This is a genomic window from Aquimarina algicola, from assembly GCF_006443095.1.
Taxonomy (GTDB): Bacteria; Bacteroidota; Bacteroidia; order Flavobacteriales; family Flavobacteriaceae; genus Aquimarina; species Aquimarina algicola.
This window is the reverse complement of record NZ_VFWZ01000004.1, coordinates 327,438-345,736: the sequence shown is the minus strand read 5'-3', so window position 1 is coordinate 345,736 and position 18,299 is coordinate 327,438. Positions and strand designations below refer to the sequence as shown.

Genomic DNA, 18,299 nt, shown 5'->3' with positions numbered 1-18,299 from the left:
TGATAATATCAATTATAAGCTAAACAATCAATTGGGATAATATTTTACTATGGGAGACCGGCAGGAACAGATACTTCGGCTGATTGAAAAACTAGAAGTTTTATCAAAAAAACAAGAAAGTTTTTCGATAGAAATACAAAATCTTAAAGAAGAAATATTTCAACTTAAAAAAATTACAGATCATCAAGAGATAGTGCAGGAAGAAGAAAAACTTGAGACTAAACCTGTTGAAGAAGTTAAGCCGATACCTAAACCAATTTCGCAAAAGGAAGAACCTGTTACTGTTGAACCAGCGACTGAAAAACAAATCTCAACGGCTACACCTTCTCAATCTAAGACTTCAAAAGTAAGACCACCAAAAAGAAAGTCAAATCTTGAAAAATTTATTGGAGAGAACTTAATTAGTAAAATAGGGGTAATCATTATCATTATTGGAGTCGCAATTGGTGCTAAGTATAGTATAGAAAATGATCTTATAAGTCCGCTAACAAGAATAATTCTTGGATATGTAACAGGAATAGCACTTTTGATCATCGGTATGCGATTAAAGAAAAAATATAAAAATTTTAGTGCGGTCTTAGTGAGTGGAGCTATGACGATCATGTATTTTATTACTTTTCTAGCGTATAATCTTTATGAACTTATACCACAAACATTCACATTTGTGTTGATGGTTGTATTTACTGCGTTTACCGTACTAGCAGCCATAAATTATAATAAGCAAGTGATAGCGCATATTGGTTTGGTTGGAGCGTATGCAGTACCCTTTTTACTTAGTGATGGTTCTGGTAGAGTAGAAATATTGTTTGGCTATATGGCTATAATAAATATTGGGATTCTAGCTATTGCCGTTACCAAATATTGGAAATCTCTTTATTTCTCATCATTTATTTTAACCTGGATTATTTTTCTCTCTTGGTTTGGAGTTGATTATGATCAAGAAAAACATTTTGCACTTAGTCTCATATTTGTTTCGGTTTTCTTCTTTATTTTTTACTTAGTCTTTTTAGTTTATAAGCTTAGAAAAAAAGAAACATTTGGTACACTCGATGTTATTTTACAATTGTCTAATTCATTTATATTTTATGGCCTTGGTTTTGGTATTTTAAGTGATCATGAGATAGGAAAAGAATTATTAGGATTATTTACACTTATTAATGCAATTATTCATTTTACAGTAAGCACAATTGTATATAAGCTAAAATTAGCAGATCGTAACCTCTTCTATTTTGCCGCAGGTATGGTTTTGGTATTTATCACGATCGCATTTCCTGTTCAATTAGATGGCAATTGGGTTACGTTATTATGGGCAGGAGAAGGAGCTTTGTTATTTTGGATAGGACGTAGTAAAAAAGTAAGGATTTATGAAGTGCTGTCTTATCCTCTTTGGGCTTTAGCATTTTTTAGTCTTACACACGATTGGTATATGGGATATTATAGATATGTAGCTTCTACACCAGAAACAAGACTTATCCCTGTTTTTAATATTTATATGTTAACTTCTGTATTATCTATAGTAGCTTTTGGAGTGACATACTATATTAATCGTAAGTTTAAAGATCGCTTCCCTTGGCCAAAGCAGATGTGGTTTCATACTTTGCTTACAATTTCACTAGGTATTTTAGTTACGGGTACTACATATATTGCTTTTTGGTTAGAAATTGATAATTACTGGGATCAAGTACGTATTGATATAAGAGAAATGTATTCGGGGACAGACTATGATTATTATCGTTATACCAGCAGTGCAAATAATTCTGCCGGGATTTGGTTGATCAATTATACATTATTATTTATGAGTATCTTTTCTTTTGTTAATATAAAGAAGATAAAAAATGATATTCTTGCTTATGTTACTTTTGGATTATTATTACTATCTGTATTTTCATTTTTAACAACAGGACTTTATCTTCTAAGTGAATTACGCGAAACCTATCTATTGCCTTCCAATCCCGAGGGAACCGTAAGTTTTATGTCTAATATAGGTATACGTTACATTTCATTTGGTTTTATGGCCTTGATATTATACACATTTTATGTATATACAAGACAAAGCTTTTTAGGAAGGACTTTCAAAATATTTTTTAGTATTACTTTGCATTTTACTTTGTTGTGGATATTAAGTAGTGAATTGATTCATTGGTTAGATTTCTCAGGATATACAGAAACATATAAACTGGGGTTAAGTATTTTATGGGGTGTATATTGTCTATTTCTTATTATTTTGGGGATTTGGAAAAAGAAAAAATATCTTCGTATCCTTGCCATAGTATGGTTTAGTATCACATTATTAAAATTATTCTTTTACGATATTTCACATCTTAATACGATCTCCAAGACCATTGTATTTTTATCTTTGGGGGTTCTATTATTGGTTATTTCGTTTCTATACAACAAATACAAACACGTTATCTCAGATGAAAAAGATAGTTAATCTCTTATTTATATTGGTATACATTAGTACGTATGCACAATTAGATCAATACCAGTATAAAAGTAAGTTAACTGGTATACAAGATACCTGGCATTCGATTACTTTACCTAATCAAGTGTTTGGTAAAGTTCAATCTAATCTTTCAGATATTAGAGTATTTGGAATTACAGAAAAGAATGATACAATAGAGGCTCCATATATTCTAAAGGTGAACTCAGAAAAAATATCTAGAAATACAGTTTCATTTTCTATTCTGAATACAGTTCATAATGCAAAAGGAACATATGTAACCTTAAAAGTACCTAACAAAGATGTTGTAAATCAAATAGAACTAGCGTTTAAGGAACCTAATTTTGATTGGCTTGTTACTTTAGAAGGAAGTGAAAATAAAAATGATTGGTTTACTATCACAGAAGATTATCGTATTTTATCTATACAAAATGAGTATACCAATTATGAATTTACTACTTTAAAATTTCCGGAAGCCCAATATAGTTACTTTAGAATTTGGATTAAAAATACTCAAAAAGCAAAGTTGCATAGAGCAGAGATACTACAATATGTGGTTAAGACTGCAGACTATCTCGATTATAAAATTTCGAATACTAATATTCATAATGATAAAGAAAATAAAAAGACAGTTATTGATCTTTCATTACAAGAATCATTATCGGCTAGTACAATTAAAGTTAATGTAAAGAGTGACTTTGATTATTACCGTCCAACAACTATTTCTTATGTATCTGATAGTACAAAAAATAAAGAAGGAAACTGGATATACAAGTATAGGACTCTTACATCAGGTACCCTTAATTCAATAGAAGATAATACCTTCACATTTAGCAATACAATTGTAAAAAAACTTAAAATTGTTATTAGTAATTATGATAATCAGCCTTTAGAAATCAAAGATGTTGAGGTTAAGGGGTATACGCATCAACTCATGACACGTTTTACCGAACCTGCAACATATTATCTGGCCTACGGTAACCAAAAAGCAAGAAGACCTTCGTATGATCTTAATTATGTTTCTTCAAAAATTCCTGAAACCATGACTGCTATTTCTACAGGAGATGAAGAATTAATTTATGAGCAAGAAGATCATCAAGTTGAACCTTTATTTGCAAATAAAATGTGGTTGTGGGCTGTAATGTTAGTTATCATTCTCTTATTAGGTGGCTTTACGCTTTCAATGATGAAGAAAAAAGGATAAAGGCATTCTCTAAAGACAAATGAAGGTAAATTTTGTTACCAAAATAGGTTATGTAAACATTAAAAAAAGATAATATAAAGATATCATAATGATAACTTTATAACACTATCTGCTACAGTTTTTATTCATTAATTTTAGATTGTACATAATAATTATGTGAAACCTTTTCTATTGAATGATGATTGAAACGATGAGCGAAGTTATACCTTTATTAATAGGAGGTGTTGTCTTATTTCTTTATGCGATCACTCAGCTCTCTGCAGTGATGAATGATATCTTTACCGAAAAAGCCAAAGATGTTATCACAAAATATACCTCTACTATTTTTTCAACGATTTTGATAGGAACAATTTTAACAATCCTATTAGACTCATCGTCTGCAGTTATAATCCTTGTCATTGTTTTCATAAATGCAAAAACCTTAAGCTTCAGGCAAGCGATAGGTATCATAATGGGAGCCAATATAGGAACAACGATTTCTAGTCAAATTATTGCTATGGATGTTGGTAAATACGCTGTTATTCCATTGATAATTGGATTGCTTTTTGAAGTTTTTATTAAAAACAAAAAATGGAAGAAGTATGGTAATGTACTCTTGTATTTTGGAATGTTATTTTTTGGATTATTCATAATAGAAACATCTGTACTACCGATGAAGGATAGTAAACTATTTTCAGAATGGATTGTGAAAATAGAAGAAAACTATATTCAAGGTGCATTAATCGGTGGGTTGATAACACTCATAATTCAATCATCGAGTGGTACAGTAGGGATGGCTATTGTTTTAGGTAAGCAACAAGTATTGTCTACCGCCGCAGGAATTGCAATTATGCTAGGGGCAGAGTTAGGGACTTGTTCAGATACGCTGCTTGCTACTATAAAAGGGAGTCGCCAAGCTTTGAAAGCAGGTGTTTTTCATTTACTATTTAATTTTTTTACCATAATTATAGGTCTATTACTCTTCGTACCGTTTGTACGATTGGTACAATTTATTTCTAAGCATCAGGATATAGGAAGCCAGATTGCAAATGCACATGTATTATTTAATGTTTTGGGAGTATTATTATTTATTCCTATTGTTGGTGTGATGGAAAAACTACTCAATATTATATTACCGGATAGAGAGCTTAATTTGGCTAAAGCTTAAAATTATAAATAGAATATTCGATATTATATATTACACACTATTCGAATAATTTTATTTTGATTATTTCGAGAATATATTTCAAATGATTTTATAATTAAATTTTAATTCCTGATTATTTTTGATGGATATTTGTTGTTTATAATTTAATTGGACATATGATTTTGTACTTTTTAAGAAACAAATCAGAGTATAAAGTAAAGCGTAGGAAACAGTAGAATGGCTAAAAAAAAACTAGTTAGTCCGGATATAGAAGCTTTTTATGATAAAGCTTCAGAAGAACAAAGATTAGAAAGTGGAATGGGAATTTTTGAATTTGAGAGAATCAAATCTTTAATTCAAAAGTACACACCTGATACTCCCGCAAAAGTTGTTGATGTAGGTGGGGGTACGGGCAAATATTCAGAATGGCTTGCTCAACAGGGGCACGATGTATTCATGATAGAACCAGTTCATAAACATATTCGTATCGCAGAAAAGAGGTCTAATAAGCTTAAAAACAAGTTTAAAGTCATTTTAGGAGAAGCAAAATCACTAGAAATATCTTCTGATTTTGCTGATATTGTTATTCTACATGGTCCATTATATCATTTGCAAAAATCCGAAGATAGGCATCTTGCTATTCAAGAAGCAAAGCGAGTAACAAAACCGGGTGGAATTATTCTTGGGTTTGCTATAAATTATACGGCATCTACATTTGTAGGTTTATTACAAGGGTTGCTTCATAAAAAATCTTTTTTTACAATGTGTAAAGAAGAATTAACAACAGGTATACATAATCCTCCACAAGATTTCCCATGGTTATTAGCAGAAGGATATTATCATAAACCAGAAGAGTTGAAACAAGAATTTATAGACCAAGATTTAAACTATATAAATACATATGCTATAGAAGGTATTGGTTGGTTGGATCAAAATTATTTTACCAATATGTTTGATCCAAAAAAGAAAGTAATGCTAGATGAACTTACTACTATTACAGAAAATGATCCTAATTTATTAGCAATGAGCCCACATATGATGATTGCAGTAAAAAAGTAATAAATACGATATAAGATTACGTATCTAATTTGAATATCGTACGAGGTGTATTCTGTATGATCGAAAACATGTAAAACCTAGTTTTTTGATCACTGTTTTCAGTGAAAATACGTTCTCCAAAGCAAGATTCCTGGTCTAATTATTAAGTTTAGTTCTAAAAAGAATATATTTGATTTGACTTAATTTAAGTAAAGAATTTTATTATTTAGAAGTTTGATCAAAATGCAAAAAACACCCTGTTTTATCTTTATAATTTGTTTTTGGGTTACTACAATTTTTGCTCAGGATCAAAAAACGATTGATCTTTCTTTGTATGATAAAGAGGTTGTTTCTGTAGAAGATAGTATTGCAAAATACAAAAGGTTATCTCGTGAAGCATACAGGAGTGGAAACCTAAAAGCATTTAAAAATTATACAGATATTGTTTTGACTATAGCTATTGCAAATGGTCAAGAAGAAACAAGGATTCGTGCGCTTGTAAATGTAGCGATCTATTATCAACAGACAGATCAATATGAACAGTCTCTAGATACATATCTTCAAGCAGAAAAACGTGCAGAAATTTTACCAAAAGATTCGTATATTAAAATACTTATCAAAGTTAATTTAGGAAATTTATACATAGCTATTGGCGACTATGAAAAAGCTATTTTAACTATGAATACGGTTATTGAGTTAGCTAAAAATCAAGAAGGTCCAGAACAATTTTATAATGTTGCGTATAGTATAATAGGAAATGCATATTTACATCAAAAAAAGTATCAAAAAGCATTACATTATATGAAACTGTCGAAAGATTTGGCTATTAAGAGAAGTCATAGTAGTCATTTAATCCGATCTATGATCAATATATCCGATTGCTACATAAAGTTAGAACGCTATGAAGATGCTATTCTCAATAGTAAAGAAACCTTAGAACTGATTAGGGAAAAAGAATCTATAGAAAGTAAAGCTCTAGCACAATTAACGATAGGAGCTGGTTATATAGGGCTAAAAAGATACCAGGAAGCACTAGAACCCTTGTTGGAGGCAAAAGATATTGGTGTAAAAGGTAATTTTCTGAAAATACAAATGGATGCGCATTACTATTTGGCTCAAGTATATGAAGCATTAGATGATTTGGATAATTCGTTAAAGGAGCATAAAGCCTATACCAAAGTTAGGGAACAATATCTTAAAACCTTGTCTAAAGCGCAACGACTAGAGTTAGAAAAAGAATCACTAGTCAAATCCGAAATCATCTCTAAGCAAAAAGAATCTTTAGTGTTTTTGAGTAAAGAAAAACAAGTATTCATTTTTATAGGAGTTGTATTGGTAATACTTTTAATGGTGTCTTCAATTGTATATTCGAATAAACGCCGAAAAATGGCTGCAACATCTGTACAGTTACATGATGATAAATTATTACTCGAGAATGAAAATGAAGTACTAAAAGATAAATTGAATGCGTTGGCGGTAGAAATTCAGCAACAAGCTGATGCAAAAGAAACCAGTGCAAAGCGTATCAAAAAGTCCTCAATTCCAGAAGAAACGCAACAACACTACATGGAGCGTATCCTTGATTATATGGAAAAAGAAAAGCCTTTTTTAGATCATGAGATCAAACAAACCGATATTGCAAGTAATTTGGGGATTAGTGTACATCTTTTTTCAGAAATTTTGAATGTTTGTTTTCAAAAGAATTTCAATAATTTTATTAATCTTTATCGCATAGATACTGCGAAATCACTGATTAAAAACCCTAAATATAAGCACTATAAAATTCTAGAAATTGGTTACGAAGCCGGTTTTCCCAGCAAAACATCATTTAATAGAGTCTTCAAAAACCTTGTAGGACAAACTCCTTCAGAATTTCAAAAAAAGCATTGCTAGCATAGCATACTTATACGCCCCATTTTATAATCTGACACCATATCCTGAGTATTTCTTTCTATTTTTCGAATAAGTAGTAATTAACTTGTTATAATTGAAAGATTTAAATTGATGAAAATACAAAAGGTTTTCCTATATGTATATTTTGCATCTTCATTACTTTTTTTAGGGGTGTTAATTTTTACATTCGAGTATTATGATCAAGAGTTGAATAGCCCAAATAGTATTATAGAGGTACTGCTCATAGGGATAGCATTTCTAATTTGTATGATTTTCTCAATCAGCTTGGGCTCAATTATTTTTTTACCCCATAATTCTAATGCATCTCGATTTATAATAGCTGTTTTATTATCAATTTTTACTGCCTATGTTGTATTAGGTTCAACAGTTTTGCCAGCAATTAGTTTTTGGTAAAAAGATGATGTATTGTACTGTACTGAAGACTTCACCTTTATTATATGTGCCAAGTTATAAATTGGTACTCTTTTTTATTAGTGCTCACCTATTTTTGAAGACAATTAAAAAACACCATATAATAAAACCCAAAATGATACTATGAAAAAAATGTGTATTAGATTTTTTTTGATTACTATAGTACTATCTTATTTTTCGTGCAGTCCAGAGGATGGTAACAACGGTATGGATGGAACAGATGGTACAGATGGTACAGATGTAGATGGTATAACAACTCTTATTATAAGTGGAGACATTACAGATGAAGAAGTCTCACAAATAATAACTGAGGATCTAGGAACAAATACCCGTGAGATTATAGTTGCGAATACCGTTAATTTGACTTCTTTAGATTTATCCCAGATTTCTACAGTTCCCAAAATAGAAATTAGTAACAACATAAAATTAGAAAATCTTGTCTTAACAAATCTAGAATCAATATCAGAAGAAATTATTATTGATAACAATGATCTGTTAACTACCATTAATTTAGAGAATTTAAGTACTGCAAAAACATTGGACATTAGAGATAATAAAGTGCTAAATTCTATTAATTTGTCCAGACTTGGTGAAGTAGAAAGAGTCGCTGTTTCTAGAAATGAAACATTAGAAAATTTAAGCTTTCCAATGTTAGAAAATGTTACTAGTACGTTCTTTGTTGGTAATCATAATGCCCTTGTTGAAATAGATGCTGCAAATTTAGAATCTGTTGGTTCTTTGAGTATTCAACGAAATATAAGATTGGCAAGTATTGATTTTCCTAGCTTGATCAACACGTCAAATATCAGAATTGCGGATAATGATATGATTCAGCGTATTTCTTTTGCAAATTTAGAACGTGTAGGAGTTGATACCGCCAATAGTATTGCAATTAGTGAAGATCTTTTGGAAGAATTGAATTTTTCTAAGCTCACTTCATTTTCTTCTATGAATATTGATTCTACCGTATTATTAACATCCGTTACACTTTCTTCGATTCAAGATTTTGATAGATTGTTTTTAGACAGCCGCCCGGGTAAGCTCTCTACAGCTGTGATTGATCAAGTACTTTCTGATTTAGTAAATGCAACGCCTGCTATAACAGGGAGCGAAATTTCTCTTAGCGGCACTGCATCCGCACAAGCTTTGACCGATGCAGAAACATTGAGAACCAGTGGAAACACTGTAACCATAACAGATTAGGTTACTATGCCACAGTAGATTATACCCAAATATTTTTTAAAAAACATAGAAATTTAATTATGAAACATATATTCTTTAAATTTTTTCTGATCCTGATATCAACAATGATCTTTTCGTGTGGAGAAGATGGTAATGATGGTATCGATGGAGTAAATGGTACAGATGGAGAAATAAATAGTACAGGATTAGGACGTATTGTGCTCTCTGGTGATATTACAGATGAAGAAGCTGCTATGATCATATCAGAACAAGGAGGTACTAATACGCATACTATTATAGTCGATAATACTACAAATTTAACCTCTTTAGAATTTCCCCAAATTTCAAATTTGGTAAAAATAGATATAACGCGAAATCAAAGGTTAAGACAAGTATCTTTCCCTGATTTGCAAGCTACGTATGATGATGTAGATATTGATTTTAATGATGCGTTAGAAAGTATTAGTATGCCTAATTTAACTAACGCTTTTGGAAGTTCTAGAATTACTTCAAACGATATCTTAAATACCATTGATTGTGTCAATCTTGAAAAGGTAGAGGATTTTACAATTTCAAATAATCCTTTATTAGAGCGTCTGTTATTTCCAAATTTAGTAGAAGCTATTGATAGATTATCCATTACTTCTCTTGATAATCTAATTGAGTTGAATATAAATAGTTTAGAAGTTGTAAAAGAAATACAAATAAGAAGTCATCCAAACTTGTTAGCACTTAATTTTCCTGTATTAAACGAGGTTGATGAGATGCAAATATCAAGTAATCCTCTTATGGAAAGTTTAGATTTTCCTCAGCTAACCAACAGCAGTATAGAAAACTTTACCGATGATGCCTCGATTTCAATAACAAATAATACAAACCTTAGATCGGTTAATTTAGGTGTTTTAAGTAAATCAGGAGATGTTCAATTAAGAAATAATGAAAACCTTACCTCGATTAATCTTGCTGCTTTAGAAAATTCTTATTTCGTTGGTATCGATAATAATGCTTTACTCGATAATATAACACTACCAAAACTTGTAGATAGTAGAGGGATAGGTGTTTCTGGAAATCCTATGTTATCTGCAGCGAGTTTTCCCGTATTAGAAAAATCTAGAGGAATTAGGGTATCCGATAATCAAGTGCTAACAAGTATACAATTTGAAGTTTTAGAAGAGAACGAAGGCTCTTTTACTATGAGTAATAATCAAGCATTACGCAATGCTTCTTTTCCTAATTTGAGAATAACAAGAAGTATTTTTATAATTACGGATAACATCATGCTAGAATCTTTTTCGTTTCCTGTATTAACCTTTATTGGCAATGAACAAGATGGTACTACTTTTAGAATTCGAGATAATAATATGGTTAGTAGTATTTCATTTCCTAACCTAGCAACTGTTACTATTGATCGTATGGATATTAGAGGCGATGCAATAGCGAGTGTTGATTTTTCAAAACTGACTACTTTTTCGGTATTAGATATTCAATCTACGGTATTACTAAATTCAGTGATGCTATCCTCTGTTCAAGATTTTACAGAAATAGATTTATTTAGCTCTGGTAGACTTTCAGAATCTGCTATAGATGGTATATTGTCTAGATTGGTAAGTATAACTCCTGCAATAACTAGAAAAGAAATTTCCTTACGAGGATCAATTTCAACCCAAGCGCAAGCTAATATACAAACGCTAAGAGATAATAACAATACTGTAAATATTTCTAACTAAACCGTTCAACAGAATAGTACAAAAATCAAAAATTAAATCATGTAACTATGAAATATAGATTTCTAAGAATTTTCTTAACAATAGTAGCAATAACTGCTTTTTCATGTAGTGATGGAGAAGATGGAGAAGATGGTATGGATGGAGTAAACGGACTTAATTCGGGACAAGAGTTCTTGGTGATTTCTGGAGATGTTACAGACGAAGAGGCTGTTGAAATCATCGAAGAAACGTATGGTAAAAATACCAGCTCTATCTTGATTATAAATACAACAAATTTAACAACCTTAGTGCTGCCGGAAATAGAGACATTGGTCAGGCTAGAGATAAAAAATAACCAAAATTTACAAAATCTTGAAATCCCTTCTTTAAAAGGGGTTACAGACGAAGTCAATATCAGCAATAATGCAGCCTTAACCTCGGTTAATATCGAGAATTTGATAGGTTTAGAAGAGTTAACTGTTGAAAATAATATCTTATTGACTTCTGTAAATATGAGTAAACTAACCGTAGCAGAAGACATCAATATTGAACAAAACCCATTAATACAAAATATAGAGTTACCATCACTTAAGATTGTAAACGATCGTCTAATAATAGAAAAAATAGAAAGTTTATCAACGTTGAATTTAAACAACTTAGAGACAATAGATAGATTATCTATTGAAGATAATGAGCAGTTAACTAGTATCAATGTGCAAAACCTAACTGTTGCTAATAATATAAGAATTGGCAATGTAGGTCTAGAAAGTTTTGAAGCTCCTGAGTTGATAGAAAGCGAGAATGATATTGCTTTTGGCTCTAATTCTAATTTAACGACAGTATTATTACCAAAACTAACTACGGTAGGTGAGATTCGTTTTACTCGTAATGAACTTTTGAGTACTATAAATATTAGTGAGTTAGCATCAATACGAGAGAGGATTTCTTTATCGGATAATACAAACTTAGAAACAGTTTCTTTTCCTAATGTATCAAGTATGACTAATGTGAATATTCGAATAAATGATAATAATAGCTTAACATCAATATCCTTTCCTTCATTAGTTTCTATTACAAAAGAAAATAGAAGTGTAATTATCATAATTGAAGATAATGATATGTTGACTAGTGTAGATTTTTCAAATCTAGAAAGTTTCGATGCCAATTCTTTTTCTATAGATGCTGATGCTTTGGATACAGTAAATTTTGATAGCCTTACTACCTTTTCTATTCTTCGTGTTGTTTCTAGTTCGACCCTAAGCGCTACAAAACTTTCATCAATTCAGGATTTTGATCAATTATCATTAGAAACCATTTCTACGGCGGATATGGATCTTTTGTTGGCTCAATTAGTAAGAATTACACCTGCGATTACGGGTAAGAATGTTAGATTAAGAGGAGCAGCTTCTGCACAAGCACTTACAGATGCACAAACGTTGAGAGATAATGGAAACTTAGTTACTATTTCTAATCCTCGATGATAATTGTAAATATCTGATAATCATTTTGTATTCATTTAGGTTTACTTTAAAGGTTTTAATGATTAGAACTTAAATAATTAAAATATCTTTATGTTTAATAATAATAAACATAATAAACAAAGATGTCTAATCCTGTAGTGTATTTTGAGATACCTGTCAAAGATATTGATAGAGCAATACAATTTTATCATACTGTATTTGGTTTTGTATTTGAAAAAGAAGTAATAGATACTTATGAGATGGCTTTATTTCCTTTTGATGATAAAAAATCTGGCATAACAGGAGCATTGGCAAAGGGAGAAGTATACAAACCAACTCAAAATGGGGTTATTATTTATTTTAAAACAGAAGATATTATCAAAACATTAGACAAAGTACAACAAAACGGGGGAGAGATTTTATATCCAAAAACCTCTAATGGTGAGCTTGGTTTTGTAGCAGAGTTTATGGATAGCGAAGGAAATAGAATTGCGTTACATCAATCAGTGAGAGATAATTAATATCACAATATCATTTTGTATACTATTTAGAGATTAAAAATATTGTATAAAATATAGAATACTAGATACATGGTATTTGTAGAAAAAGTATCTTTGGTCGCTGGTTATAATTATTTTTAATATAACTTACGTAAACACTTTTGCAAACGGGGTATGTGCATAACAAACCCCGTTTTTGTTTGTGTTATTTTAGAATATAAATCAGACGTCCATCCATATGGTCAGCTCTGCGACCGTAGGCAATAAGCGATGCACCAATTGTCCAACGTTTATGGATACGATACCAAAACGAATATCGTTGATACATCCAATTACTCTGTATATTTTTAGGTCGAGTGAGATAGAAACCAAATTGTTGTAAAAAGTAAAAATCTCCAATAGAAAAATGATGTCCGGCAGTAATTGCAGAAGAAAATGAAGAATCATTCAGATTTTGACGTTCTATCTGTTTACGATCAGACCAATCATACCATAATTCTGTACCTAGATTAAAACCGTTAATCCCAGATAATGGTTTTAACGTACCAGCTGATATACCAATGAGAAGGTGATTGGAAGCTTCGGCTTCTCGATCAGAAGATCTAAGACTGGCAAAAGTACCCAAGTAGTACCCCCATGATTTGCTGTATTGTTTTAAACTGTCAGGTTTTTGCTGTAATGGAGAATAATCTATAATCCTATCTATTCCTAAAGATAAAGTGGGAAAATTCATTCCTTTGTTTGGCTGTTTTTGCCCTCCATTAGAAATATGATTATAATTTGCAGATAGATTAATAGCATATTTGTTATTAATATGATAATTAAGGTTTAATGACAATGATAAGTAAAAACTAAGATTAGTGCTAAAGAGTACATTGTCGGGATTTGTTTCCTCATCAAAAATTGTGTCTAGATATGATACTCCTACTGTTCCTCTTAGTGATAATTTGAGAGGTCCCTTATAAGTAAAATAGGGTTCTACAAAATAATTAAGATTGTAAGAGTTACCCAGAACATCTGGATTATTAAAGTTGAAATATGCAAAAGAAAAACCGCTTCGACCATAACAAAAACAAGTTTTCCAGGCTTTGTCACTTGTTCGTAGTTTACTCATCTCTATTTGAAAACCAAAAGGATTAGTTTTTGAAATGGGTTCTAAGTCTGGTGTATGAGCAATAATAAAACCATAGTGCGATTTTATACCATAGAATTTGGCGTCAGTCTGCGTATACGATACTTGACAAAGCAAAAACATTGTGAGAAAACCTATAGCTTTTATCATATTACTAAAGATACATTACTCTACAACACATTAAAAATTAACAGGATATAAAATTTTTATAAATTATTTAGGAGTAAAAATACTTTAGATGTCTATTTGTGTAATCTCATTGTTGAGCTTGATAGTATACTAGGTTTTTTATCGAAAAAAAGATGAAGATTCTAAGAAGAGACCTGAAAAAACATTAAGATGACGATTTAGTATATTTCCACTGTTACCGGATTGTGAACCAATTACATTCTTCACAATTTGTATTTTTTTAAACTCTCTTTTCCGGTTGGCTCATATACTAAATGAGAGTAGTATCATATTAGATAGTTTTTTCAGGTCTGTTTATCAATGTCAGGCAGCAAGCTCCCCATTGCTTGCTGCACCTCTACCTGTTACTAAAGCCCCCCATTTTGAACAGGTATTAAACTTAAGGTGAACTAAGTTCTCATTTCTAAGGATTTCAAGGATAGATTGTAATTCAGTTTCATGAAAATAAATGCTTAATGTGTCATCATTATATTTTCTGTTTTGAGGTAGTGTCTGATGCTCTTTTATAATACCAAGGTGTCCTAGATATTTTTGCTGCTCGTCATATAGATATACAAACCCTATTTGATAACCTCCTCCACCAGAGTAATTACTTACAATTTGTAAACTATAACTTGATATTTTGTGTGATATGATCATTATAAGCCTTTTTTGTGTGATGATTTGTTTACTTGTTGCCAAAAGTAGCGTATATATAAACATAGCGGTAGAGGGAAAAACACTGAATTTGATGGGGGATTCTCCCCCTTTTAGAAATGTTTACTATTTATAAAATGAACTTTTGAAACATATATACCTCATTTTTAACCCTTATTTGATGATTGAGATATAAATGTTTGAAGGGCTGCTTCAAAACTTCAAAAATATGTAGTTGTTTATGTTTCTTGAGTTTGTCTTAAAGTAGTTTACTAAAAAGCGAATCAAAAAAGCCAATTATTGATTTGATAGCGTATACATATTTTTAAGAATAAAATAAAAGGATATGAAAACGTTATTCTTCAAAAAAAACGTACATTTGCATGCAATTAAATTTTAATTGCAATGACAGCACACGACTCCAAAATTGTAGGAGAAGGCCTAACATATGATGATGTCCTTTTAGTTCCTGCACTTTCCGAAATACTTCCAAGAGAGGTAAGTATAACCACAAAATTCACAAAAAATATAACACTTAATGTACCAATTGTATCAGCTGCAATGGATACAGTAACAGAAAGCCGCATGGCTATCGCTATGGCTCAAGAAGGAGGAATAGGAGTATTACATAAAAATATGACTATAGAGGAGCAGGCAGTAAAAGTACGTAAGGTTAAACGTGCAGAAAGTGGTATGATCATAGATCCTGTAACATTACCAAAAGATGCTAAAGTTATTGATGCCAAAAATAATATGCGAGAGCATAGTATTGGTGGGATTCCTATTGTGGATAATGAGCATAAACTGATAGGTATTGTTACGAATAGAGACCTTCGCTTCGAAAAAAATGATCAAAGACCTATTTCTGAGGTAATGACAAGTGAAAATCTTGTAACCGTAGGAGAGGGAACATCATTACAGCAAGCTGAAGTTATTTTGCAGGATAACAAGATTGAGAAGTTACCTGTTGTTAATGCTGACAATACCCTTGTAGGGCTAATTACTTTTAGAGATATTACAAAACTCACCCTAAAACCTATGGCAAACAAAGATAAACTAGGGAGATTGAGGGTAGCCGCTGCAATAGGAGTAACAGGAGATGCAGTTGATCGTGCGGATGCTTTGGTAAAAGCAGGAGTAGATGCTGTAGTGATTGATACGGCCCATGGTCATACAAAAGGAGTAGTAACTGTGCTTAAAGAAGTTAAATCAAAATTTCCTGATCTAGATGTAGTAGTAGGTAATATTGCTACTGCAGAAGCAGCAAAATATCTTGTAGAAGCTGGTGCAGATGCCGTAAAAGTAGGAATAGGCCCCGGATCTATTTGTACTACACGAGTAGTGGCAGGAGTTGGATTTCCTCAGTTTTCTGCTGTCTTAGAAGTTGCAAATGCTATAAAAGGTTCTGGAGTACCCGTTATAGCAGATGGAGGAATAAGATATACAGGGGATATTCCTAAAGCTATTGCTGCAGGAGCAGATACTGTCATGTTAGGATCACTATTGGCAGGAACCAAAGAGTCTCCTGGAGAAACCGTAATTTATGAAGGAAGAAAATACAAAACGTATAGAGGTATGGGATCTGTAGAAGCGATGAAAAAAGGTTCTAAAGACAGATATTTTCAAGATGTAGAAGATGATATCAAAAAATTAGTTCCAGAAGGTATAGTAGGTAGAGTAGCTTACAAAGGAGATTTACTAGAAAGTATCCATCAATTTGTTGGAGGACTGCGTGCAGGAATGGGATATTGTGGAGCAAAAGATATAGAAACACTTCAAAATGAAGGGCGTTTTGTGAAAATTACTGCTAGTGGTATACATGAGAGCCATCCACATGATGTTACGATTACTAAAGAGGCTCCTAATTACAGTCGTAGATAAAAAAATATATGATAATGATTCTGAAAACGAAAAAATGCATCTCTTTGGGATGCATTTTTTTGTATTAATTTATGTAAGATGTACAATTATTTTTTAGGAGCTTCATCCTTGATCCCCAATTTGTTCATCACAGTTTTAGTCAAATCATATTTTGGATCTACATAAGCCAAACCACTAGAGGTTATTGTAAAAACTTGTGTATATTTTTCAGCTTTTGCAATTTCTTCTAAAGCACCTCCTATTTTCTTATATAGCGGTTGTAATAATTTGTTTTGCTCTATTTGTACAAGCTGTGCTCCATTCTGGCGAAATTTTGCAATATCATTTTCTAATTTGATGATTTCTTCTTGTTTGGTCTTTTTCATAGCATCTGTAAATGAAGCTACTTTATCTTGATAATCTTTTACTTTTACTTGATAATCATCTACTTTGGTTTTTAACTCTCCTTCTAGTTTTGTGTTATAAGCTTTCAAATCTTCTTGAACCTTTGTAAGTTCAGGCATTTTAGAAAGTATATATTCAGTATCGATAGTACCAGTCTTAGATTGAGCGTTTACTTGTAGACTAACAATTGATACTAAGACTAAAAACAATATTTTTTTCATCAGAATTTTATTTATTGATTTTTAAATTTTTGCAAATATATAAGGTCTATCTCAATATATATGCCAGTTATTATATTTTTTGTTTTATTCTTGATATAGTTGCCCTCGATGGGGTCTAAGAGCATCTCTTACAGGTTTCATTTCGGATTCAGTAACCACCATAAAGGCAATACTGTGCATATTATCTACATCTTGATGACCGGTCTTATTCAATAACAATTGCTCTGATTTAATGTATTCTTTCAAGTGTGTTTCATGATGCTGTGCAATTTTACTTGCATCAGGTCCTCTAAAATCCCAAATAAGTTTTATGTTTTTTTCCAAAAAAATAAGTTTTTACGTTAAATAATGTTTAATGATAATTTGTAAAATTTTAATGAGCATATTTTTAATTGCTCAATACGCTTTTACCTTCCTCGACAAATAATTTGAAATCTTTCATATACGCATAAGATTGTTTTCTAAAAGCACCATACATAAAAAAACTAATAATTTTCATGAATCCACTAAACTTAAATTCATTTTTAGAAATCCATTTAGTCTCATTGTTGGATAATTGTTCGAAGTAATTTTCCTGTATGTTGTATACATTTTTAGAGTCAAAAGTAAAATGAAATATTTCTGGGGGATCTACGAGTGTGATAGTCTCTATCATTTCTATTTCTCTTTTTCCAATTTTGTAAACGAGTTTAGAAGTAGCGCCAGTACTTTTTTTTGTACCGCTTAGATGTTCTCTATAGATCAGACCTTTTTGCCAATGTTTGAGATTATCTTCATCATTGAACTTTTCAATGACTTGATTTATAGGGAGTTTTATTTTTATATTCAGGGTGTATTCCATGTTGGGGGACGTGTTTATGCGATGTTGTTTG

The 18,299-nt window shown here is 31.3% G+C and carries 15 protein-coding genes; 10 read left to right on the top strand and 5 right to left on the bottom strand.

Annotated features, from left to right (window positions below):
• The first annotated feature begins 49 nt into the window (after positions 1-49).
• From FHK87_RS15200 to FHK87_RS15160, 9 genes are all read left to right on the top strand, one after another.
• Positions 50-2,434 carry a DUF2339 domain-containing protein gene (locus FHK87_RS15200; protein WP_140594601.1) on the top strand — a complete coding sequence of 795 codons (2,385 nt, stop codon included), beginning with the start codon at positions 50-52 and terminating at the stop codon, positions 2,432-2,434.
• The gene (locus FHK87_RS15195) at positions 2,418-3,647 is read left to right on the top strand and encodes a DUF3999 family protein (RefSeq protein WP_140594598.1); all 1,230 of its coding nucleotides are present in this window, start codon (positions 2,418-2,420) and stop codon (positions 3,645-3,647) included. Before FHK87_RS15200 ends, FHK87_RS15195 begins: the two co-directional genes overlap by 17 nt.
• 190 nt (positions 3,648-3,837) lie before the next feature.
• The gene (locus tag FHK87_RS15190; RefSeq protein ID WP_226294270.1) at positions 3,838-4,794 is read left to right on the top strand and encodes a Na/Pi cotransporter family protein; all 957 of its coding nucleotides are present in this window, start codon (positions 3,838-3,840) and stop codon (positions 4,792-4,794) included.
• A 216-nt stretch (positions 4,795-5,010) separates the two neighbouring features.
• Positions 5,011-5,832, top strand: a complete 822-nt coding sequence (locus FHK87_RS15185) for a class I SAM-dependent methyltransferase (protein WP_140594593.1) — start codon at positions 5,011-5,013, stop codon at positions 5,830-5,832.
• Between the two features lie 222 nt (positions 5,833-6,054).
• Positions 6,055-7,704, top strand: a complete 1,650-nt coding sequence (locus tag FHK87_RS15180) for a tetratricopeptide repeat protein (RefSeq protein ID WP_140594590.1) — start codon at positions 6,055-6,057, stop codon at positions 7,702-7,704.
• Positions 7,705-8,259: 555 nt separating this feature from the next.
• Entirely contained in the window at positions 8,260-9,339 is a 1,080-nt protein-coding gene (locus FHK87_RS15175; protein WP_226294269.1) for a hypothetical protein, read from the top strand.
• A gap of 59 nt (positions 9,340-9,398) precedes the next feature.
• The gene (locus FHK87_RS15170) at positions 9,399-11,045 is read left to right on the top strand and encodes a hypothetical protein (protein WP_140594585.1); all 1,647 of its coding nucleotides are present in this window, start codon (positions 9,399-9,401) and stop codon (positions 11,043-11,045) included.
• Between the two features lie 47 nt (positions 11,046-11,092).
• The gene (locus FHK87_RS15165) at positions 11,093-12,505 is read left to right on the top strand and encodes a leucine-rich repeat domain-containing protein (protein WP_140594582.1); all 1,413 of its coding nucleotides are present in this window, start codon (positions 11,093-11,095) and stop codon (positions 12,503-12,505) included.
• A 122-nt stretch (positions 12,506-12,627) separates the two neighbouring features.
• On the top strand, positions 12,628-13,005 hold the full coding sequence (locus tag FHK87_RS15160) for a VOC family protein (protein ID WP_140594580.1): 378 nt from the start codon (positions 12,628-12,630) through the stop codon (positions 13,003-13,005).
• A gap of 184 nt (positions 13,006-13,189) precedes the next feature.
• On the opposite strand, the gene FHK87_RS15155 is transcribed toward FHK87_RS15160, so the two are convergent.
• Together FHK87_RS15155 and FHK87_RS15150 are read right to left on the bottom strand one after the other, a co-directional pair.
• Positions 13,190-14,266, bottom strand: coding sequence for an acyloxyacyl hydrolase (locus FHK87_RS15155; protein WP_140594577.1), 1,077 nt, complete (start codon positions 14,264-14,266; stop codon positions 13,190-13,192).
• Between the two features lie 342 nt (positions 14,267-14,608).
• Positions 14,609-14,944 (bottom strand): hypothetical protein, encoded by a 336-nt coding sequence (locus FHK87_RS15150; protein WP_140594574.1) that lies wholly within the window; start codon positions 14,942-14,944, stop codon positions 14,609-14,611.
• Between the two features lie 402 nt (positions 14,945-15,346).
• Here FHK87_RS15150 and guaB point away from each other — a divergent pair, with 402 nt between their 5' ends.
• On the top strand, positions 15,347-16,822 hold the full coding sequence (gene guaB / locus FHK87_RS15145; RefSeq protein ID WP_140594572.1) for an IMP dehydrogenase: 1,476 nt from the start codon (positions 15,347-15,349) through the stop codon (positions 16,820-16,822).
• Positions 16,823-16,908: 86 nt separating this feature from the next.
• On the opposite strand, the gene FHK87_RS15140 is transcribed toward guaB, so the two are convergent.
• From FHK87_RS15140 to FHK87_RS15130, 3 genes are all read right to left on the bottom strand, one after another.
• The gene (locus FHK87_RS15140; RefSeq protein WP_140594570.1) at positions 16,909-17,427 is read right to left on the bottom strand and encodes an OmpH family outer membrane protein; all 519 of its coding nucleotides are present in this window, start codon (positions 17,425-17,427) and stop codon (positions 16,909-16,911) included.
• Between the two features lie 84 nt (positions 17,428-17,511).
• On the bottom strand, positions 17,512-17,751 hold the full coding sequence (locus FHK87_RS15135) for a hypothetical protein (RefSeq protein WP_140594568.1): 240 nt from the start codon (positions 17,749-17,751) through the stop codon (positions 17,512-17,514).
• Between the two features lie 64 nt (positions 17,752-17,815).
• Positions 17,816-18,268 carry an SRPBCC family protein gene (locus tag FHK87_RS15130; protein WP_140594565.1) on the bottom strand — a complete coding sequence of 151 codons (453 nt, stop codon included), beginning with the start codon at positions 18,266-18,268 and terminating at the stop codon, positions 17,816-17,818.
• Positions 18,269-18,299 lie beyond the last annotated feature (31 nt).